This is a genomic window from Vibrio sp. R10-SF1-ISO8 (assembly GCF_059833805.1).
Genome location: NZ_JCBDHL010000019.1, coordinates 295,269 through 315,405, shown reverse-complemented (window position 1 = coordinate 315,405; position 20,137 = coordinate 295,269). Strand labels below are relative to the sequence as shown.

Here is a 20,137-nt window from a genome sequence, read left to right as displayed (position 1 = left end):
AAAAATGACATAATCTATGCGTGCAGATGACTTAATCCTGTTTTCTCAAGTCGTGGAAATGGGCAGTTTTAGCAAAGTGGCTGAGGCAAATAACCTTACAAACTCGGTAGTTAGCAAGAGAATTGCCCGATTAGAGGAAGAGATCGGTGTTCAGCTATTATATCGTACAACGCGCAAATTAACGTTAACAGAAGCGGGGAAAGCGTTAACGCATGGTGCCAAAAATGTGAAGCAAGCCGCTCAAGAGGCTATGGACGCTGTTTCAGGGTTTGGTGAGAATGTGAGCGGCCATATCAAGATGTCTGTCCCTACCATTTCAGGTGATCTCATATTGGCCGATGCTGTCGCTGAATTTTGCAACTCTCATCCAGGGTTAACGGTCGATATGTCTTTAGACAATCGATTTGTCGACCTCGTGGAAGGGGGGTACGATTTGGTTATTAGAACAGGCTATCTAGAAGATTCGAGCTTGATCGCAAGGCACATTTTGGATTCCCAATGGGTAGTGTGCGCGTCGCCTTCTTATATCGCAAGAAATGGCAAACCGATAGAGCCACAAGACTTAGCAAAGCATAACTGTCTTCAGTATGCCTACCAAACTACGGGTGCGAGCGAATGGGAGTTTAAAGCAGAGCAGGGGAACTATATCGTCAAAGTGACGGGATCCTTTTCGACCGATAACGCAACCGCGTTGAGAAAAGCCGCCTTGGGTGGTCATGGAATCGCGTATGTTCCGAGATGTTTGGTCTATCACGACATACGAAATGCTCAGCTGGTGGATTTGTTTCCCGAGCAGGTTGGCAAACGGCTTGGGATCTATGCTGTGTACCCATTTACCAGGCAACCACCGAACAAAGTAAAACTATTGATAGAACACATTCGAGCGCGGTATTTGGCAATTTCTCATTACTTCTAGCCAGTTCAACATCAGCTCAGCAAAAGAGAAACAAAAAAGCCGACGCTTCCATGCGTCGGCTTTAGGGTCGGCGGCCAAACCGAACTTACGTAAGTTTAGGCAGCTTCTGTAGATTCTTCCAAATCAAATGAGGCAGCGATAAGTTTCTTGGTGTAATCGCTCTGTGGGTTATGGAATATTTCATCCGCCGTACCTTGCTCCATCACTTCGCCTTTTTGCATCACAAGCACGCGGTCTGATAGGGCTTTTACAACACTTAAATCATGGCTAATGAATAAGAAGCCGATGTTGTGCCTCTTCTGAAGATCTTTAAGCAGATCAATAACCGTTAACTGGACAGATCGATCAAGTGCTGATGTAGGCTCGTCTAGCAAGATGAACGATGGCTCAAGAATCAAGGCTCGCGCGATGGCGATACGCTGACGCTGACCTCCAGAGAATTCGTGCGGGTAGCGGTTGATAGAGTGCGGATCTAGACGCACCTCTTCAAGCGCTTTTCGAGCTCTTGCCATACGTTCAGAGCGTGTCAGTTGAGGCTGATGCACGGTTAGCGCTTCTGTGATGATATCGCCCACTGTCATACGCGGAGATAGCGAGCCATAAGGGTCTTGGAACACCATCTGAATATCTTTTTTCAGTTCAAAGCGTTGCTTGTCAGACAGTTGGCTGATGTCTTGGCCTTTGAACTCAATGTGGCCAGTCGAAGGAAGTAACCCAATCAGTGCTCGGCCTAGGGTTGATTTACCGGAGCCAGATTCGCCTACGATACCTAATGTTTCACCTTGTTTTAGCTCCAATGAGATCCCTTTGACCGCTTCAAAATATTGGTTACGGTTAGGTAAGAAGTGAGATTTAATTAAGAACTTTACGCGAATATCATCAGCTTTGAGCAGAGCAGGGGCATCTTCTTCTATAGGGTCTTTGCTGCCACTAGGTATGGAGTTGATCAGCATTTGCGTATATTCATGCTTTGGCTGGGCAAACAACTCGTCACATTGACCTTTTTCCACCACGTCACCTTTACACATTACGATGACTCGATCAGCGAGATGTTTTACAACACCTAGGTCATGAGTGATGAACAGAATAGACATACCCATCTTTGCTTGAATCTCTTTAATAAGGTTCAGCACCTCAGCTTGAACTGTCACGTCTAGAGCTGTCGTTGGTTCATCGGCGATGAGAATATCGGGTTCATTAATCAGTGCCATCGCGATCATGATGCGTTGTAATTGACCACCAGAAAACTCGTGAGGGTACTTGGTGTAAGCTTGCTGAGGGTTTGGTAAGTGGACCAAATCGAATAGGTCGAGCACTTTTTGTTTCGCCTGAGAGCGAGTCACACTTCGGTGACACATGATGGCCTCAGCGACTTGAATTCCAACGCGCATAAATGGATTGAGAGAGGTCATTGGCTCTTGGAATATCATCCCGATGCGATCACCACGAATGCCTTGCATGGTTTTCTCGGATTTATCCAATAGCTCTTCATTTTCAAACTCAATGCTTGATTGAGAATGAACAATCGCATTATTTGGTAGGAGCTGCATCAAGGCGTTGGTTGATACTGATTTTCCACTACCAGATTCACCAACGATAGCAAGCGTTTCACCTTTTAGCAGATCGAAACTGACATCTTTTACCGCGTCAACAATTCCATCGTTGGTGGTAAAACTTACGGAAAGGTTTCGAACCTTAAGAATAGGCGTCTGTGACATTGTACATCCTTATTTAATTTATAGTGTGTGAGCTTTCCATAGCAGAGTTGTATTGCTTGAGCGTCGAAAAGTAGTGGTGAGCTTTTTGTACATGTTCAAATTCGAGCATCCACTGTGCACTACGTTGAGCACTACAAAAAGCGCCCATATGACGCAATAAATCCTCACACTGATTTTGTATGACATGTTGAGTCGCTTGAACCAGATCGAAAGATTCAATCGAGACAAACTGGAGTTGTGCATAGGTTTGGTTTAGCAGGTCGAATGCCCGTTGGTGCTGGCCCATCTTGTTCAGAATCTCTGATTGAGAAACGGCAGCATCGCGTAACCCTGTGACTAAGCAGCTAAATTGGCAGGGCTTTGTCTCATTATCCATCAGTGCATCTTGCAGATGAGAAGGCAAGTGGCTTAGCACAAGTTCATATAGGTAATGTGCTTCAGGCCAGTGTCCTTGTTCTAGCAATTGCTCTGCTTTTAGATAATGTGTCCAGCATTGCTGCAAATCCATGTCCAAATACTCCGCTCTCAAAATGTTATGCCTATTTAAATGCAATTCATTATCCAATGCAAATAATTATCATTTAATTGGCATTTAATTTGATACGAATGATTAAAAAGTGAGCGGTTAAACGTGATTTGGCTGTAAGTCACTAAAACTTAAACAAATCTAGCCTAAACTAGCTTTATGAGAACAATAACTACAAGGATAGAGTGATGACCATTCAAAGACTTGAAGCGAATCAGCTATACCTATCAGCTGAGCTAGAAAAACTACAAAGCAAGTCGACAAAAGAGTTGGCGCCTATCGATGAGATTGTCGGACAGGAGCGTGCTCAGAAAGCCGTCGAGTTTGCTATGTCGATTAAAGAGAAGGGATACAACATCTACGCAATTGGCCAAAATGGGTTGGGCAAACGTACGATGATTTTGCGTTATTTGAATCGTCATCAACATGACGAAGCGGCATTGTTTGATTGGTGCTATGTCGCGAATTTTGAAGATATTCGAACACCAAAGGTCCTAAAGCTCCCTTGCGGCGTGGGCAGCAAGTTCAAACAAGATATTGAAAAACTTATGTCTAAGCTCGTCAATGCGATGCCATTGGCTTTTGATAACGAACTGTATTATAGCCGCGCAGATAAGCTGAAAAACCAGTTGGCCACCAAGCAAGAAGCCGAACTCGCGGTCATCACCAAAGAAGCCAAGTCTAAGGGCATTAGCCTGACGATTACGACTCAAGGTGACTACCAGTTTGTTGCGATGAATGGCGAAGAGCTACACACAGAAGAGTCGTTTGAAGAGCTGAGCAATAAAGAGCAAGAATACTTTGGTGACACCATTGACGAACTTGAAGTCCAACTGAGAAATATGGTCCGTCAACTTACAGAATGGGAAGAAGCCTACACAGAGAAGATTAAAAAGCTCAATGACGAAGTGACGCTAGATGTGATTACCCACTTCATTAAGCAGCTCAAGAAAGACTATTCTGGTTACTCTGTGATTAAGAGTTATCTTACAGAGCTACAGCAGGACATCGTTGACAATGCAGATATCTTCCTAGAGCAAAGTGCTGAGCAAGGCGAGGTAGCGACAGCCTCGCTAGACAAGAAGTTGCCGCGTCGTTACAAGGTTAACGTTCTAGTAAGCCGTAAAAACGAAGAGTTTCCAATTGTTGTTGAAGAGAACCCAAACTATCACACCTTATTTGGTTATATTGAAACAGCGACCTTTAAGGGAACGGTCTTTACCGATTTCTCTTTGATTCGCCCAGGTAGTCTGCACAAGGCGAATGGTGGTGTTCTCTTGATGGATGCGCAAAAGGTGCTTGAGCAGCCTTATGTATGGGATGGGCTAAAACGTGCTTTGCGTGCACGACAGTTGAGTTTTACTTCACTGGAGAAAGAAGTCACGCTAACAGGCACGGTATCACTTGACCCTGAAGCGATTCCTTTGGATGTCAAAATTATCCTATTCGGTGATTACCGTACCTACCAGTTGCTTCAACATTACGACCCTGAGTTTAGCGAGCTATTCCGTGTGACCGCTGATTTTGAAGATGAGATGACGCGTAATGCCGACTCGGAGCTTCAGTACGCGAAATTCATTTCCAGTGTGGTGAACGATAACGGCATGCTGCATTGCGACCGCAAGGCGATCGCAAGGATCATTGAGCATAGTTCGCGCTTAGCGGGCGATCAGAACAAAATCTCTCTTCATTCCGCTAACATTGCGAATCTACTCCGTGAGTCGAACTATGTGGCAAGACAAGCGAACTCTAACATGATTCGTTCTAGCCATGTCGAAGAGGCGCTGTCGAATCAAGAATTGCGTGTAAGCCGATTAAAAGACAGCGTGATGGAGAGCTTTATTAATGGAACAACCCTTATTCACACTCATGGTGAAGCGGTTGGTCAGGTTAATGCGTTGTCGGTTCTTAGTACCAGTGAGTATATGTTTGGCGCGCCAAACCGGATTACTGCGACAACCTGTTACGGTGAAGGTGAAGTAATCGATATTGAACGTAGTGTTGACCTTGGCGGTAGTATCCACTCAAAAGGTGTGATGATCCTAACAGCGTACTTGTCCTCAGTATTTGGCAAAACGGCGAAAGTCCCATTAAGCACCACCATTACTTTTGAGCAATCATACGGTGGCGTTGATGGTGATAGCGCAAGTATGGCTGAGTTCTGTGCCGTGGTTTCGGCCTTTTCTAAACAGCCAAACCGTCAGGATATAGCTATTACAGGTTCGATGAACCAGTTTGGTGAATCACAACCAATTGGCGGTGTTAATGAGAAAATCGAAGGTTTCTTCGATGTATGTGAAATCAAAGGGCGTACGAACGAGCAAGGTGTGATTATCCCGCGTTCGAATATGCATAATTTGATGTTACGACCAGACATCGTCAAAGCGGTAGAAAAAGGTGAGTTCCATATCTGGGCAATCGACCATGTAACTGAGGCGATCGAACTTTTCACCGGAAAAGCCGCCGGTACGCCAAGTGATGAGGGGAGTTACCCGATTGATACCGTGTTCGGTATCGCGCAAGCTAAGCTTAACGCGTTAAGGAAATAAAACGACAAGAGCCCCTAACAAAGGGGCTCTTTCTTAGTGGTTGGTTAATTGAAAACTAAAGCTCTAGCACTTCGTTTCCTGATCGAACACCTTTTGCAAATGCGTCCACATTACCGAGCGTTGTTTCTGCAATATTGCCCAACGCTTCATTGGTTAAGAAAGCTTGGTGGCCTGTGAATAAGACATTGTGGCAAGCCGACAATCGACGAAATACATCATCAACAATCACATCGTTAGATTTGTCTTGGAAAAACAGCTCTTTTTCATGCTCATAAACATCAAGGCCAAGCGCGCCGATTCGCCCGCGTTTCAGCGCTTCAACCGCTGCAGCAGAATCGAGTAAGCCACCACGACTCGTATTAACGATCATAACGCCATCTTTCATTTGCTCGAAAGCCGCTTCATCGAGCAGATGATAGTTCTCTTCCGACATAGGGCAGTGCAGAGTAATGATGTCGCTCTTCTCAAATAGTTCTTGCTTAGAAACATATTTGGCTCCGAGTTCGAGAGCAACCGGATTCTCATATGGATCGTGGCATAAAAGCTCCATCCCTAAGCCTTTCAAAATTCGCATTGTTGCAATGCCAATTTTACCTGTACCGATCACGCCTGCAGTTTTACCAAAGAAGTTAAACCCTACTAGGCCTTCTAGGTTAAAGTTCGCATCTCGGGTTCTTTGGTAGGCTTTGTGAAAACGACGGTTTAGGCTCATCATTAAGCCGACTGTGTGCTCTGCGACAGATTCTGGCGAGTAAGCAGGAACGCGTACTACCTGAATACCAAGTCGTTTCGCGGCTTCTAAGTCGACGCGATCAAACCCAGCGCAGCGCATTGCGACCATCTTTACGCCTTGTTGTGATAACGCTTCAAGGACTGGTGCCGAAAGATCATCATTAACGAACGCGCAAACAACTTGACAGTCATGAGCCATCTTTGCGGTTTTTCGAGTTAACGGGAAATCGTGGAAGTGAAGGTTAAAACCATAAGCTTGGTTAACTTTCGAGAAAGATACTTCGTCGTAAGACTTAGAGCTAAACACAGCGACATCTATCATAAAAACCTCTCTAAGGTATTGAAGGAGAGTAACGACGCCTATTGAATACTGAATTAGAAAGAAAATAAACCATGAATTTACTGAGGCTATATCCAAGTTGCACCTCTAGTTAAATTATTGATATATATTAGATTCGACAAGGATTGGAGAAAAATATGATTAAACTGACGCCAATGACCCCCACTCATCTTGAACAGGTGATTACGCTCAGTGTGGCGGATGAACAACTCCCTTATGTAGGGACGGTGGAGCAAGTTCTCCTCAATGCTGACGATAAAGTGCACCCTCATCTTGTTCTGGATAGTGACAAAGTGGTTGGAATTTTTCTTATCGATACCACTTATAGCCGTGTTTATGAATTTGCTCCCGCGGGTTCACTAGGCTTTAGAGCATTTTTGATCGATATAAACTGCCAAGGTCGAGGATATGGAAGCGCCGCAATGTCTGTTTTAGGTAGTTACCTAGAGCAACAATATCCACAATATGATGCTGTTTACTTGACCGTTAACTGCAAGAATCCAGCGGCTTATCGTTGCTATTTAAATAATGGCTTTGTCGATAATGGTGATCTATATTTGGGAGGAGCAGCAGGGCCCCAGCATATTATGTCGTTGCAACTTAGTGAAGGATGAAACTTTCAAAGAGTTAAGTTGACCTTTATATCACTACCTCTTAAGTATTACTAAATTCATATAATAGTTACACAAACCATTCATTTTACTGCTACCGTTATATTTATAAAATAAATCCGACCAGTCGGTAACCGTCTAATTACTATGGTTTTTGCGGTCGGGTTGATAATAAACTTGATTGGTTAGGGTATATGGATATGTTGGTAACGAAACTTAAAAACGTCTCAATTGCCGCAAGGGCATGGTCAATACTTGGATTATTCGCAATTGGCTTGTTTGCCAATACTTTTTTAAATATCGATAAATCTCGTCAACATATGCGTGAAAATTACGAGCGCGGAGTTGAAACACTAGTGGAAAGTGCCGTTAGTGTTATCGATTATTATCATCAGCAGAGTGAAAGCGGGGCGTTAACCAAAGAGGTAGCACAAGCGCGCGCTTTGGAAACGATTTCTGCAATGCGCTTTGATGGTGATAACTATATTTTTGTTGGTGATAATGAAGGAATCCAAATTGCTTCTGGCGTCCTTTCTTTGCTCGGCAAAAACATTATGAACCTCCAAGATAGTAACGGTGCCTATTTTGTCAAAGAACTCTATCAAACAGCTAGAAATGGTGGCGGTTTTGTTGATTATCATTGGAAAAATCCAGATAAAGACTCCCTAGATCCTAAAACGAGTTACGCAGTCATGTTTGAACCGTGGGGTTGGATGGTTGGCTCTGGAATGAATATGGTTGCTTTAAAAGCGGTAACTTACCGTTCGGAAGTGACGTCGCTAAGCTATGCCGTCGGCATTTTAGTCGTGTTATCGCTGGTGGTTGGATATTTCATTAAAACGATAACGTCACCGTTAAAACGCACGTTACGCGCGATGAAAACATTGTCTCAAGGTGAAGGTGATTTAACTCAGCGTTTACCAGAAGAGGGCAGTAAAGAACTGATTCACTTAGCTCGTTACTTCAACCAGTTTGTCGCCTCTATTCAATCGATTATGCTTAATATCAGCGATGCGGGGACACAAGTTTCGGCATCGGCGACTCAATTATCTAATTCCGTTCACCATATTGATGACAGTCTGAATCAGCAGCAAAACGATGTGGACATGTTAGCGACAGCGATGACAGAAATGCTCGCTACCGTTGAAGAAGTTGCAGGTAGAACGGTAGAAGCTAATGACGCTAGTCGCCTTGCGGCAAAAGAGACGCAAAATAGCCACTCAATCATTCAAAAGAATGTTACTGAAGCGAATGAATTGGCGGAGCAAATCGGTTCTGCAGGGCAAGTAGTACAGAAGCTCGCGACGGATGCGAGAAATGTGGATACAGTCCTTGAAGTGATTCGTGGCGTTGCCGAACAAACTAATCTGTTGGCACTAAATGCCGCTATTGAAGCGGCGAGGGCCGGAGAGCAAGGTCGCGGTTTTGCCGTGGTGGCTGATGAAGTAAGAACACTATCGCAGCGGACTCAAGAGTCAACGCTTGAGATTCAAAACATCGTCGAGAAGCTTCAAACAGGCGCTGAAAATGTAGTAGTCGTGATGAACCAAGGTGCAGACAAAGCAAACCAAGCGTCTGAGCTCTCCACTCAAGCTGGTCAAACTCTTGATAAAATTAATCAAGAGGTTCATACCATAGAGGAGATGGCGCAGCATATTGCTACTGCCGCGGAACAGCAAACGGTCACAGTGAATGATATCAACCGTAATGTGGTTAGCTTGAGTGACATGGCGAGCTCTGTATCGAGTGAATCGGCTCAAATGGCGAGTTCAGGTAAAGAGTTAAGACACGTCTCTGAAAACCTTATGAGCATGATTAACCGCTTTAAGCTTGCATAACGGTTTAAGCAAACAGAGTTATCGTCATTCTTATTGGAATCAAAGACAGTGCTAGTGATAGAATCGCAACAAATTTTCTATCACTAGCTTATCTATGAGACATCTAAAGACCACAGTCCATCCTGATCTGGAACACTTGGACGACAAAATTATATTCAAGCGCAATGCAGCACGCGCCATCGTGGTTGATGGAGAAGATATTTTACTCTTGTACACCGAGCGCTACCATGACTATACCATTCCTGGCGGTGGCCTTGACGAAGGTGAAGATATTATAGCTGGCATGGTTCGCGAGTTGGAAGAAGAGACGGGTGCTAACAATATTCATGGCATTAAGCCTTTTGGTATCTATGAAGAGTTTCGACCTTGGTACAAAGAGGATGCTGATGTTGTTCATATGATTTCGTACTGCTATACGTGCAAAGTTAACCGGGAGCTCGGTGACACTAACTACGAAGATTACGAGATTAAAAATGGCATGAAAGCTGTCTGGATGAACATTCACGAAGCCATCGCCCACAATGAAAAAACCATTGCTGAAAGCCCGAAGAAAGGCATGAGTATTGAACGTGAGACCTTTCTACTTCACCTAATCGCCAAAGAAATGCTTTAAGTTATTAAGGTTAAAAGATAAACGCTTACCAAATTGCTTTGGTAGGCATTTGTTTTGTTAGAGTCTAACGTCCGCAATTAAGACTCGACTCTTCGATAAAAGTACTTTTCGCAAGTCGCATCACTTAAATATTTGAGCGTGTGAGAGAGTATCGCGACGGTAACTAGGCCAAACAGTAACCTTCCCCAAAAGATAGAAATGAAATCAGCCCCTATTAGAAGTACAAGGATGGTGTCTTCAATCATACTGTGAACAAGATTAAGTAACATAATCGCGATAAACACATCTCGCGCGGGGATGTGTCCACGTTTCGCTTCGTTAATCAAAAGGCCGCCACCAAAAGACAAGCCTAACGTAATGCCTACAATGGTCATGTTTGTCGCTTCACGACTGATTCCAAGTAACCTTAAGACTGGTCGCAACATTATCGCCATCACTCGTTCTACACCAATAAGTTTCATTAGCTTGAGGGCAAAAAGCAGAGCAGAAATGACAAGGAAAATTGCAAATAGGTTTTCGACTTGAACCCATGCCCATTCAAAATAGGTTTGCTGTACCACTTGCTCTGGTGACCAGACAACATTTGCGGTATGACCCAACAAGTTCCAATATTGGTAGGTATGATGTAATAGCCACGCTAAGAGTATACCTCCTCCTAAGCGAAGCAATAGCGTCATTGTTAGGCTTACCCCCGCTTTTTTGGCAATGGCAGCTTCAATGGGCAATGAGTGAGCAAGTAACATCAATATGCCAAGCACTGACACTTGGGCGACGGTAAGCTGCACATCTGTATTCATAAATACCAATAAACCCGCATAGATGTTCGTCAGCAGTGTAGTTGCCCAAACAAGTCCCATCTCATCCGGAAGGCCAACCAAGCTCATCAAAGGGCTAAGCCAGTTACTCAAGATTGCGATGCCACCTATCTCCTCGATGACTTTGATGACGATAATGATCGGCACCATGATCTTATAGAGCGTCCAAGTGACATCGAGGATTTCTTTAACGAGATCTCGAAAGAAATTTTGTAGCTTGTTCATTGTCAATTCCTTTAAAAACAACAGATGGCAAAATGTTATTCAAATGTAGAGAAATATGACGATGCTTATATAATGACTTTAACTAATTTTATTTCTTTGTTTTCTCTATAGGGAGGCAAAAGTTCCTAGAATTTGGGTTTGGAGAAATATATGGAAATTGACAGAATTGATCGAAAGATCCTTTCAGTGCTGCAAAAGAATAACCGCATAGCGAACGTTGAGCTTGCAGAGGAAGTTGGTTTGTCTCCACCCGCTTGTTTAAAGCGCGTTAAACGTTTAAGGGCGGGAAAAGTGATTGTTGGAGATGTCTCGATCATCAACCCATCGTTAGCGGGCAACAAAATGACCTTGATTGTATCAGTGGAAATGGAGCGTGATAGAGGGGATATCTATAGCGTGTTTAGACGCTCTATTGAGCAGGCTCCTGAAGTCACACAATGTTATCAGATCACCGGAAGCTATGATTTTCTGATCATTGTTTCGGTGCCCGACATTCAAGCCTATGAGCGCTTTATTGAAAGGGTGCTTCATCAGGATAAGAACATTAGAAAGTTTCACACTTCAGTGTCGACTAAGACCGTTAAGTTCAGCACCCAAGTTAATGTAGAAGAGATCCAATAAAAATGCCCCGCTAAGATAGCGGGGCATTCTATTATCGAGATGCAGAGATTAAGCTAGGAGCTCTTTCGCTGTGTTTACTACGTTTTCAGTAGTAAAACCGAACATCTTGAATAGCTCACCTGCTGGTGCAGATTCACCGAATGTCGTCATACCGATGATCTTGCCGCCGAAGCCAACGTACTTGTACCAGAAGTCAGCGATGCCAGCTTCAACAGCGATACGAGCCGTTACGTCAGATGGAAGTACAGCTTCACGGTACTCAGCGTCTTGCTTGTCGAATGCGTCAGTTGCAGGCATAGATACTACACGTACCTTCTTACCTTCAGCGGTAAGTTCAGCAGCCGCGTTAACCGCTAGCTCAACTTCAGAACCTGTAGCGATAAGGATCAGCTCTGGCTTGCCTTCACAATCTTTCAGGATGTAGCCACCGCGAGCGATGTTTGCAACTTGCTCTTCGTTACGTTCTTGCTGTGCAAGGTTTTGACGAGAGAAGATTAGCGATGTTGGGCCATCTTTACGCTCGATTGCCAGTTTCCAAGCGACTGCTGATTCCACTTGGTCACATGGACGCCATGTGCTCATGTTTGGTGTCAGACGTAGAGAAGCCATTTGCTCAACCGGTTGGTGAGTTGGGCCATCTTCGCCAAGACCGATAGAGTCGTGCGTGTAAACTTGGATGTTCTGAACTTTCATCAGAGCAGCCATGCGCATCGCGTTACGCGCGTATTCCATAAACATTAGGAACGTTGCGCCGTATGGTACGAAACCACCGTGCAGAGCGATACCGTTCATGATCGCTGTCATACCAAATTCACGTACACCGTAGTGGATGTAGTTACCGGCTGGATCTTCAGCAGAAACAGACTTAGAGCCAGACCACATGGTTAGGTTAGAAGGCGCAAGGTCAGCTGAGCCACCTAGGAATTCTGGTAGCATAGCACCGAACGCTTCTAGAGCATTTTGCGATGCTTTACGTGATGCGATGTTTGCAGGATTCGCTTGAAGGTCAGCAATGATTGCGTTTGCTTTCTCTTCCCACTGTGCTGGTAGTTCACCGTTTACGCGGCGTTTGAATTCTGCTGCAAGCTCTGGATATGCTGCTTCATAAGCTGCAAGTTTCTCGTTCCACGCTGCTTCCTTAGCTGCGCCTGCTTCTTTCGCGTCCCACTGCGCGTAGACATCTTGCGGAATTTCAAAAGGACCGTGCTCCCAACCTAGTTCTTTACGTGTAGCTGCAATTTCTTCAGCGCCTAGCGGAGCACCGTGACAGTCGTGTGAACCAGACTTGTTAGGTGAACCAAAACCGATGATAGTTTTAGTACAGATTAGAGTAGGGCGAGGGTCAGCTTTAGCTGCGATGATAGCTGCGTTGATTGCTTCTGGATCGTGACCGTCTACTGCTGGGATTACGTGCCAACCGTAAGCTTCAAAACGCTTAGGTGTATCGTCAGAGAACCAACCTTCAACGTGACCATCGATTGAGATACCGTTGTCATCCCAGAACGCGATTAGCTTACCAAGACCTAGCGTACCGGCTAGAGAACATGCTTCGTGAGAGATACCTTCCATCAGACAGCCGTCACCCATGAATGCATAAGTGAAGTGGTCAACGATGTCGTGGCCTTCTTTGTTGAACTGTGCTGCTAGAGTCTTCTCAGCTAGCGCCATACCTACAGCGTTAGTGATACCTTGACCTAGAGGACCTGTTGTTGTCTCGATACCTGGTGCGTAACCGTACTCTGGGTGACCTGGAGTCTTAGAGTGTAGTTGACGGAAGTTTTTCAGATCGTCGATTGAAAGATCGTAGCCTGCTAGGTGAAGCAGAGAGTAAATTAGCATTGAGCCGTGGCCGTTTGAAAGTACGAAACGGTCGCGGTCAGCCCACTCAGGGTTTGAAGGGTTGTGGTTTAGGTGAGAGCGCCAAAGAACTTCAGCGATGTCAGCCATACCCATAGGTGCGCCTGGGTGGCCAGAGTTTGCTTGTTGTACACCATCCATGCTTAGAGCGCGGATAGCATTGGCTAAATTTTTACGATCCATAATAAATACCGATAAATAGATTGTTTCTTAGAAAGGATGTTAAGAGGGGAACGCAAACGTTCCCCTCTAGAAATTCTGTTGATTAAAGCTTAGCTTCAATCATTGCTTCAAGTTTGCCTTGGTCAACTGCGAAGTTGCGGATACCTTCAGCAAGCTTCTCAACTGCCATAGGGTCTTGGTTGTGATCCCATAGGAACTCAGCGTGAGTCATTGCTGCAGGACGCTCTTTAGTGCCTTTAGAGTCAACTAGCTTCTCTACAACTTCACCTTCAGCCGCTTCTAGTTCAGCAAGAAGTGCAGGAGCAATAGTTAGACGGTCACAACCCGCTAGCTCTAGGATCTCACCGATGTTACGGAAGCTTGCGCCCATTACTACAGTGTTGTAGCCGTACTCTTTGTAGTAGTTGTAGATGCTAGTTACAGATAGAACACCTGGATCTTCTTGAGCTTCGAAGTCACGACCTTCTTTCGCTTTGTACCAGTCCATGATACGACCAACGAATGGAGAAATTAGGAATACGCCAGCTTCAGCACATGCACGAGCTTGAGCAAAAGAGAATAGTAGAGTCAGGTTACAGTTGATGCCTTGTTTCTCTAGGATTTCAGCTGCGCGGATACCTTCCCAAGTTGAAGCCAGTTTGATAAGGATGCGATCGTTAGTGATGCCCGCATCGTTGTACATTTTTACTAGTTGGCGAGCTTTAGCAACGCTGCCTTCCATGTCGTAAGAAAGACGAGCGTCAACCTCAGTAGAGATACGGCCTGGAATAGTCTTAAGGATTTCTTTACCGATGTTTACCGCTAGCATGTCACAAGTGTCTTGTACTTGTTGTGCTTTATCAGAGCTTTGCGCTTTAGCGTATTCGATAGAAGCGTCGATTAGAGGAGCATACTCAGCGATTTGAGCTGCTTTAAGAATCAGAGAAGGGTTAGTTGTAGCGTCTTCTGGCTGGTATTTTTTGATTGCATCAATTTCACCAGTGTCAGCGACTACAGTCGTTAGTTTACGAAGTTGCTCTAATTTGTTGCTCATTTCGATCATCCTATTTCATTGGGCTTCCACATCACTAAAGGATATGGGTGTGCAATTGCAAGCGAGTTAAGTAATAGTCGAATTTCCCACAGGGGACAACTTAGCTTACTCAACTTAAATAATTTTCAACGTATGAACAATTGTTGTGAACATTTGCTCGAACGCTGAGTAAATGATGGGTTCATAATTATCTCATACAGCTAGAAAGTCAATTGTTGAATGAGCTTTTAAGTGATGTTCATCAAGTATTTTTTGTGTTACCTACGCTTAGCAAGGAAACTAAACGTTTGCCAAGGCGGCGTAAGGGCTACGGATAAACTTATCAGGTGAAAATATAGGCTGAGAAAATGTAATTCTCATGAGCAAATGTTGCCATAAAAGGGTGTTGTGACATATGCTACGGCTGTGAGCACATGTTAGGTGCAATTGGTTAGCTGTGGAAGATACCCTAATGAGCAAATCGCAAAGCGACATTTCAGATGATAACGCAGATCTATTGACGGAAATCTCGGTCGCCTACTATCAGGATGGTGCGACTCAGGAAGAAATATCGAAAAAGTTTTCTGTCTCGCGTGCCAAGGTAGGCCGCATGTTAAAGCAGGCCCGGGATGAGGGCATTGTTGAAATTACGGTTAAATACCACCCAGTGTTTAGTGCCAAAATAGAGCAGCGCCTGATTGAGCGCTTTGGTGTTAAGCGTGCGCTTATCGCGCTAGATCAGCCAGTAGAAGAGCAGCAACGCCAGCAGGTGGCAGGACTGGTTTCAAAATATATGGCTAGTTCCATTCAAAATGGATCAGTAGTCACCGTCGGGCAAGGTCGTAATGTCTCCGCAGTAGCTCATCACGTTGGTGTCATTCCACAGCGTGATGTTAAGTTTGTCTGTGGTATCGGTGGTATCCACCCTCGTGGAGGGATGTTCAATGCTGATCATATTTGCCGTCAGTTTGCGAAGAGTTACGGTGGAACCTCAGAGACATTATACGCACCAGCCTATGCAGAAAACAGAGAGCAAAAGCTGGCCTTTATGCAAAATGCAACCGTTAAGCAAACCTTGGATCTTGCGCGTAAAGCTGATGTTGCTTTAGTTGGTATCGGTGATATGAGCGAGAACAGTTATATGGTTGACCTTGGCTGGTTTACGGCAGATGAAGTGGTTCAGTCGCGAATGCAGCAAGGGGTAGTGGGTGACTTTGCTGGTTACGATTTCTTCGATATCCATGGCGACTCAGCGACGACCGTAATGAGTGACCGTGTTATCGGCTTAAGTATCGACGAGTTTCGTCCGATTTCAGAGGTTATAGCCATCGCCGCGGAAAACAGTAAGCCGCTGGCATTGTTAGGCGCACTCAGAACAGGTGTGATTGATGTTATCGCGACAAGCGTAAGCAATGCACTGACAGTACTCAACTTAGATGAGCAGATTAAGTAATCCTTAGGATAACCAAATTCATATTGTTCGGCATCGGTTCGTATACGAATCATAGCTTGTCTTTTGAAAATAACTTTAAGAAGTCAATAAAAGTACGAATTCTTGATGGCACCTGAAGTCCGTAGTTATGAACAACCCAAACAGGTGCCATCAACTTAACCTGTTTGTCAGTGATCTGAACCAATTTCTCTTGTCGTAGTTCTGCGCTAATGGCTAACTTTGGCAGGCAAGCAATCCCAAGCCCTGATAACGCCATAAGTTTGATCGTAGGAACACTGTCTCCGATACGATTGGCTTGAAATCGATAAGTTATTGAATTCGAGTTGTTTGCGTCAAACTTTCTCTCGACATTTGTACCTTCCCACTGATTCGCAATGTAGTCACAGTTAGTCAAAGCTGACTTAGTGATAGGGAGAGATAGCCCCTTTTGCACGATGTAATCTGGGGAGCAGCACAACACTTGCTCAAGTTCTCCAAGCTTTAATGCTCTAGCACTTGAATCGGGCAACTCTCCAACAGTAACAGATAAATCTATATACTTTTCAATGAGGTTTAAGCGCATGTCATTAGCTATCAACTGCGGCTCGATTTGGGGGTTAAGCCTGACAAAATCGCACATAGCAGGGCCAATCAACTGATTCATTAAAGTATGTGGTGAGGTTATCGTTATCGTGCCCGCAAGATCGGTATTGGAATTACGAGCTTCTTCTTCTGCCAGTGACATCAGTTTGTTTAACTCTAAACACCTTTGGTAGAAACGTTTTCCGGCTTCGGTAAGGGATTGGCGGCGTGTTGTGCGTGTAATTAGCTTAACATTTAGGTGCTGTTCAAGAGCTTGAAGGTGATGACTCACGACAGATTTCGATACGTCGAGTTGATCTGAGGCTTTTGTTATCGATCCTGACTCAACGATTTGAACGAAAACTTGCATACGGTGAAGGTCTGATTTCATTTTTATTGTTCGAATTAATAAGACTATTAGTTAAATTATAAGTTATTTATCAATTCACCAAAACAATTTAGATTGCTTTTGAGCTCAAACAATAGAACTAAAGGAGATAACCATGAGTATCTTAGTGCAATTTCAATTTAACCATCCGCGCGAAAACAGCCAGTTAATTAAAGATTTCTTTACTGAGATCTTACCTGACACTCGATCTTTTGACGGGAATATATCGGCACACTTGTTTCAAAATAGCCAGGTTGATAAAGCTTTAGTCTTGTACGAAGAATGGCAAAGTGAAGCGCATTTTAAAAACTACATTGGTTGGAGAAAAGAGATAGGCGATTTTGATCGACTTGGCGCTTTGTTGGTACAAGAACCAAATATCTCTATCTTATCTAAGGAAGTGTGATGAACAAGATATGGAGTCCGTCAAATGTTCCTCCACCTGCTGCGAACTACCATCAATGTGCGCTAGTACCATCTGCTTCGACAAGACTTCACGTAGCGGGGCAGTTAGGCATCAACAAGGATGGTGATATTCCCGAAAGTGTAGAAGAGCAAATTGAGCTGGCTTGGCAAAATGTGCGAGGTGTTTTGCATGCCAATCAAATGGACATAGATGACTTAGTTAGTGTGCGGATTTACTTAACTGATCGAAATGACTTGCCATTCTATCAACTTGCAAAGGAACAAATACCTTTTGACGTTAGTGCGTTACCTACTACATTGCTATTTGTTGCTAGCTTGTTTGACTTACGCTGGAAAGTAGAAATAGAAGCTGAAGCAGCAAAATGTTTTGATACATAGATAAACGATTAGAGGCGGCAGTGCCGCCTTTTTTTCTGCATTACCCTGTCACAAACTCTGGAGGTGTTTCCTATACAATCTAATCCACAAATCTCATGTCAGTGTCGTTACTGATGCCAAAATAATTCGTAGTGTTGCATAGATCACATTAATTGTTTTTTATATAAGTGATTTTACTTCACAAATTTCGGTTGATTTTTTAACACCCTCACTTTCTACCCCCCAAACTTTTAGTCTCAACGACGTTTATCTATCACAGGAAAATTATCTGTATTTACGACTAATTGCAGTGTAAAACCTAAGCGAAACCTACTCTAGAGCCAATATTCTAACATTCAGTCCAACAATTTTTATGTTTCAACATTAATACCTGTTGCTTTGAAGTGGCGTGGTGAGCTTTGTGATTAAGTGTTTTGTTGTATAAGACTTGCTTATGACTCCATAAATATTGCTGTTTGTATCTATATGACACAATTGTTATTTTGCAGCTAAATTATTTAGCTCATTAAAAAAATTATAAAATCGCAACATCGAGGTAGTTTCGACCATGAAAACCGTCAATAGAAGTATCGACGTCAAATACCTAAGAACTTTTTCGCAGGTTGCCAAGCAAAAAAGCTTTACCGCAGCGGCTGAATCGTTGTTTATGACACAACCTGCAGTTTCACAACATATTAAGAAGATTGAAAGTACGATAGGGGCAAGTATTTTTGATAGAAAAGAGGGCTTTGTGCTCACAAAACATGGCCAAGTGTTACTTGAATATGCTGATCAAACAATGTCTATGTATGAGAAGTTGTTCAACGATTTGGAAAGCGTAGAACTGCGAGATCAATTCAACATTGCCATTGCAGAGTTATTCTGTCCCGACATGGTTGATAAAATCATCAATGAATTTAGAGCGCTAAACAATATCGACCTTTCAATCACCAGTTTTGCGAGTTGTGGGCATCTAGATATAGACAATTATGACCTAATTTTTTCGGTTAGTAGGCTTCCGTGTACAGATGGGCGTTCGTATCAACTCAATACGGTTAACTATGCTATTGCCCATTCACATGTTATGGATCCGCTCGAGTGCTATCCACAACGAATTGTATATTGTCACACGTTAAATCGCTCGGATGTTCAAGATATTCTTAAACAGCACAGCATTGATGCTTCTTTTGTAAGTAGTTGGGTTTCAACTAACTCATTAAGATTGATAAAGAACGAGCTTGAAACAAATGGCACGGTGTTGATCTTTCCAGAATGGTCAGTTCGAAATTTAGACTGTCGTAAAGTAATCATTAACCAGAAGGCTAATATGTATGTATGGTGCAGCGATGATGTCACTCACGAACTTGAAGAACTTGGATTAAAGCACAAAATGCAAGAGTTGTTTGAACTCAAGGAAGAGGAGCAACTACGACAAAATACCACTAGTTTCAAACCTTGCCGAATATCAGCGTTTAGAAACTAAGAAAAGAGAGTAATGAAAAAGCTAGACCGCTAATAGATATAGGTATTCCATAGGGAATACCTGTTTCGAAAGCTTTTTTACTAGAAGCGATTCCTGCGAAATACATGAGAGCCACTTGAACACCCCCAAGTAATCCCACCATAACCAAACAAGCAATAGTGAGTTCGGGTTTTATTCCTATTGTAAACGCACACAGTAGCTTGATGTCTCCAGCACCTAAACAGCCAACTAACCACATCAAAATGACAATTGAAAAAATAACAAAGGTTGTGGTTGCTGATTGAAGAATATACCCATGGTAACAAGCTGCGACCGCATTTATAGCGAATAGTGTTTTACATAGACTATTTGATATTGCCCTGCTTTTATGATCACTGATGCATGCTTTAACAGCACAGTAAAAGTTTAAGATAATAAATGATGTTGAAAGGATACTGTCTATAATCATCTTGAAATAATATCTATTCGAATAAACAGTATCAACCATTGTCATTATAAAATTATTTTATACATCTATAAAATAGTATGTTTATTGGGATAATAAAAAATTATAACTCTATAAAAACTAATAATTTGTTGTGATTAGTGTTGAATGATTTAATTCCATCTGAAATATACACAGGCTAAGGCCAACATTTTAGAGGAACATTATGTACTACAAAACTTTAGCTAAGCTTGCAGAGCTTAAAATGAAATTCGAAGATGACATCCGTGGTGTAACCGCAGTTGAGTACGCAATTATCGCCGTTGTTATGTCAGCACTTGTATTAGCAGCATTCCAAACTGATGCACTTAAAAATGCAATTACAGGGGCCTTAACCGCAGTAACAAAAAATCTAACTGATGCTACAGGTACTACTAAATAAATTTAATGCACTGCGTTAATTCTAGGGGCGATAGCCCCTGTCTTATT

General features: G+C 43.3%; 19 protein-coding genes. 11 read left to right on the top strand and 8 right to left on the bottom strand.

Annotated features, from left to right (window positions below; genetic code table 11):
• The first annotated feature begins 16 nt into the window (after nt 1-16).
• A complete protein-coding gene (locus AC6R00_RS16330) occupies nt 17-916 on the top strand; it encodes a LysR family transcriptional regulator (protein WP_500641170.1) in 900 nt (299 codons plus the stop codon).
• 95 nt (nt 917-1,011) lie between these two features.
• Here the strand turns inward: AC6R00_RS16330 and AC6R00_RS16325 are convergent, their stop codons facing one another.
• Together AC6R00_RS16325 and AC6R00_RS16320 are read right to left on the bottom strand one after the other, a co-directional pair.
• Nucleotides 1,012-2,634, bottom strand: coding sequence for an ABC transporter ATP-binding protein (locus tag AC6R00_RS16325; protein WP_500641169.1), 1,623 nt, complete (start codon nt 2,632-2,634; stop codon nt 1,012-1,014).
• Between the two features lie 13 nt (nt 2,635-2,647).
• Complete coding sequence (locus tag AC6R00_RS16320) at nt 2,648-3,142, bottom strand: hypothetical protein (protein ID WP_004747760.1); 495 nt, start codon at nt 3,140-3,142, stop codon at nt 2,648-2,650.
• 206 nt (nt 3,143-3,348) lie between these two features.
• Here AC6R00_RS16320 and AC6R00_RS16315 point away from each other — a divergent pair, with 206 nt between their 5' ends.
• A complete protein-coding gene (locus tag AC6R00_RS16315) occupies nt 3,349-5,709 on the top strand; it encodes a Lon protease family protein (protein WP_500641168.1) in 2,361 nt (786 codons plus the stop codon).
• 55 nt (nt 5,710-5,764) lie between these two features.
• Here the strand turns inward: AC6R00_RS16315 and AC6R00_RS16310 are convergent, their stop codons facing one another.
• Nucleotides 5,765-6,763, bottom strand: coding sequence for a 2-hydroxyacid dehydrogenase (locus tag AC6R00_RS16310; protein WP_500641167.1), 999 nt, complete (start codon nt 6,761-6,763; stop codon nt 5,765-5,767).
• Between the two features lie 155 nt (nt 6,764-6,918).
• Here AC6R00_RS16310 and AC6R00_RS16305 point away from each other — a divergent pair, with 155 nt between their 5' ends.
• The 3 genes from AC6R00_RS16305 (at nt 6,919) to AC6R00_RS16295 (ending at nt 9,843) form a co-directional block, all read left to right on the top strand.
• Nucleotides 6,919-7,395 (top strand): GNAT family N-acetyltransferase, encoded by a 477-nt coding sequence (locus tag AC6R00_RS16305; RefSeq protein WP_500641166.1) that lies wholly within the window; start codon nt 6,919-6,921, stop codon nt 7,393-7,395.
• Nucleotides 7,396-7,592: 197 nt separating this feature from the next.
• On the top strand, nt 7,593-9,230 hold the full coding sequence (locus tag AC6R00_RS16300) for a methyl-accepting chemotaxis protein (protein WP_500641165.1): 1,638 nt from the start codon (nt 7,593-7,595) through the stop codon (nt 9,228-9,230).
• A 94-nt stretch (nt 9,231-9,324) separates the two neighbouring features.
• Nucleotides 9,325-9,843, top strand: a complete 519-nt coding sequence (locus tag AC6R00_RS16295; protein ID WP_500641164.1) for an NUDIX hydrolase — start codon at nt 9,325-9,327, stop codon at nt 9,841-9,843.
• Nucleotides 9,844-9,920: 77 nt separating this feature from the next.
• On the opposite strand, the gene AC6R00_RS16290 is transcribed toward AC6R00_RS16295, so the two are convergent.
• A complete protein-coding gene (locus AC6R00_RS16290; protein ID WP_500641163.1) occupies nt 9,921-10,883 on the bottom strand; it encodes a hypothetical protein in 963 nt (320 codons plus the stop codon).
• Nucleotides 10,884-11,033: 150 nt separating this feature from the next.
• Between AC6R00_RS16290 and AC6R00_RS16285 the strand changes: the two genes are divergently transcribed.
• The gene (locus tag AC6R00_RS16285; RefSeq protein WP_500641162.1) at nt 11,034-11,504 is read left to right on the top strand and encodes an Lrp/AsnC family transcriptional regulator; all 471 of its coding nucleotides are present in this window, start codon (nt 11,034-11,036) and stop codon (nt 11,502-11,504) included.
• Between the two features lie 48 nt (nt 11,505-11,552).
• Here AC6R00_RS16285 and tkt read toward each other — a convergent pair whose 3' ends face one another.
• Nucleotides 11,553-13,544 (bottom strand): transketolase, encoded by a 1,992-nt coding sequence (gene tkt, locus AC6R00_RS16280; protein WP_500641161.1) that lies wholly within the window; start codon nt 13,542-13,544, stop codon nt 11,553-11,555.
• 82 nt (nt 13,545-13,626) lie between these two features.
• The gene (gene tal, locus AC6R00_RS16275; protein WP_500641160.1) at nt 13,627-14,577 is read right to left on the bottom strand and encodes a transaldolase; all 951 of its coding nucleotides are present in this window, start codon (nt 14,575-14,577) and stop codon (nt 13,627-13,629) included.
• Nucleotides 14,578-15,028: 451 nt separating this feature from the next.
• Between tal and AC6R00_RS16270 the strand changes: the two genes are divergently transcribed.
• Nucleotides 15,029-16,009 carry a sugar-binding transcriptional regulator gene (locus AC6R00_RS16270; RefSeq protein ID WP_500641159.1) on the top strand — a complete coding sequence of 327 codons (981 nt, stop codon included), beginning with the start codon at nt 15,029-15,031 and terminating at the stop codon, nt 16,007-16,009.
• 49 nt (nt 16,010-16,058) lie between these two features.
• Here the strand turns inward: AC6R00_RS16270 and AC6R00_RS16265 are convergent, their stop codons facing one another.
• The gene (locus AC6R00_RS16265) at nt 16,059-16,961 is read right to left on the bottom strand and encodes a LysR family transcriptional regulator (protein WP_500641158.1); all 903 of its coding nucleotides are present in this window, start codon (nt 16,959-16,961) and stop codon (nt 16,059-16,061) included.
• Nucleotides 16,962-17,073: 112 nt separating this feature from the next.
• Here AC6R00_RS16265 and AC6R00_RS16260 point away from each other — a divergent pair, with 112 nt between their 5' ends.
• The 3 genes from AC6R00_RS16260 to AC6R00_RS16250 all read left to right on the top strand — a co-directional run bounded on the left by AC6R00_RS16260 (nt 17,074) and on the right by AC6R00_RS16250 (nt 19,224).
• On the top strand, nt 17,074-17,364 hold the full coding sequence (locus AC6R00_RS16260; protein WP_500641157.1) for a putative quinol monooxygenase: 291 nt from the start codon (nt 17,074-17,076) through the stop codon (nt 17,362-17,364).
• On the top strand, nt 17,361-17,762 hold the full coding sequence (locus tag AC6R00_RS16255; protein WP_500641156.1) for a RidA family protein: 402 nt from the start codon (nt 17,361-17,363) through the stop codon (nt 17,760-17,762). The genes AC6R00_RS16260 and AC6R00_RS16255 overlap by 4 nt, the downstream gene beginning before the upstream one ends.
• Before the next feature lie 547 nt (nt 17,763-18,309).
• Entirely contained in the window at nt 18,310-19,224 is a 915-nt protein-coding gene (locus tag AC6R00_RS16250; protein ID WP_500641155.1) for a LysR family transcriptional regulator, read from the top strand.
• Here the strand turns inward: AC6R00_RS16250 and AC6R00_RS16245 are convergent.
• Nucleotides 19,214-19,717 carry an A24 family peptidase gene (locus tag AC6R00_RS16245; protein WP_500641154.1) on the bottom strand — a complete coding sequence of 168 codons (504 nt, stop codon included), beginning with the start codon at nt 19,715-19,717 and terminating at the stop codon, nt 19,214-19,216. The genes AC6R00_RS16250 and AC6R00_RS16245 overlap by 11 nt on opposite strands.
• Before the next feature lie 157 nt (nt 19,718-19,874).
• Here AC6R00_RS16245 and AC6R00_RS16240 point away from each other — a divergent pair, with 157 nt between their 5' ends.
• On the top strand, nt 19,875-20,090 hold the full coding sequence (locus AC6R00_RS16240) for a Flp family type IVb pilin (RefSeq protein ID WP_239855107.1): 216 nt from the start codon (nt 19,875-19,877) through the stop codon (nt 20,088-20,090).
• Nucleotides 20,091-20,137: the final 47 nt, after the last annotated feature.

Excerpts from the sequence above, each read along its gene's own strand:
- AC6R00_RS16330 (WP_500641170.1), top strand. The coding sequence starts at position 17 with ATGCGTGCAGATGACTTAATCCTGTTTTCTCAAGTCGTGGAAATGGGC.
- AC6R00_RS16325 (WP_500641169.1), bottom strand. The coding sequence starts at position 2,634 with ATGTCACAGACGCCTATTCTTAAGGTTCGAAACCTTTCCGTAAGTTTT.
- AC6R00_RS16320 (WP_004747760.1), bottom strand. The coding sequence starts at position 3,142 with ATGGATTTGCAGCAATGCTGGACACATTATCTAAAAGCAGAGCAATTG.
- AC6R00_RS16315 (WP_500641168.1), top strand. The coding sequence starts at position 3,349 with ATGACCATTCAAAGACTTGAAGCGAATCAGCTATACCTATCAGCTGAG.
- AC6R00_RS16310 (WP_500641167.1), bottom strand. The coding sequence starts at position 6,763 with ATGATAGATGTCGCTGTGTTTAGCTCTAAGTCTTACGACGAAGTATCT.
- AC6R00_RS16305 (WP_500641166.1), top strand. The coding sequence starts at position 6,919 with ATGATTAAACTGACGCCAATGACCCCCACTCATCTTGAACAGGTGATT.
- AC6R00_RS16300 (WP_500641165.1), top strand. The coding sequence starts at position 7,593 with ATGTTGGTAACGAAACTTAAAAACGTCTCAATTGCCGCAAGGGCATGG.
- AC6R00_RS16295 (WP_500641164.1), top strand. The coding sequence starts at position 9,325 with ATGAGACATCTAAAGACCACAGTCCATCCTGATCTGGAACACTTGGAC.
- AC6R00_RS16290 (WP_500641163.1), bottom strand. The coding sequence starts at position 10,883 with ATGAACAAGCTACAAAATTTCTTTCGAGATCTCGTTAAAGAAATCCTC.
- AC6R00_RS16285 (WP_500641162.1), top strand. The coding sequence starts at position 11,034 with ATGGAAATTGACAGAATTGATCGAAAGATCCTTTCAGTGCTGCAAAAG.
- tkt (WP_500641161.1), bottom strand. The coding sequence starts at position 13,544 with ATGGATCGTAAAAATTTAGCCAATGCTATCCGCGCTCTAAGCATGGAT.
- tal (WP_500641160.1), bottom strand. The coding sequence starts at position 14,577 with ATGAGCAACAAATTAGAGCAACTTCGTAAACTAACGACTGTAGTCGCT.
- AC6R00_RS16270 (WP_500641159.1), top strand. The coding sequence starts at position 15,029 with ATGAGCAAATCGCAAAGCGACATTTCAGATGATAACGCAGATCTATTG.
- AC6R00_RS16265 (WP_500641158.1), bottom strand. The coding sequence starts at position 16,961 with ATGAAATCAGACCTTCACCGTATGCAAGTTTTCGTTCAAATCGTTGAG.
- AC6R00_RS16260 (WP_500641157.1), top strand. The coding sequence starts at position 17,074 with ATGAGTATCTTAGTGCAATTTCAATTTAACCATCCGCGCGAAAACAGC.
- AC6R00_RS16250 (WP_500641155.1), top strand. The coding sequence starts at position 18,310 with ATGAAAACCGTCAATAGAAGTATCGACGTCAAATACCTAAGAACTTTT.
- AC6R00_RS16245 (WP_500641154.1), bottom strand. The coding sequence starts at position 19,717 with ATGACAATGGTTGATACTGTTTATTCGAATAGATATTATTTCAAGATG.
- AC6R00_RS16240 (WP_239855107.1), top strand. The coding sequence starts at position 19,875 with ATGTACTACAAAACTTTAGCTAAGCTTGCAGAGCTTAAAATGAAATTC.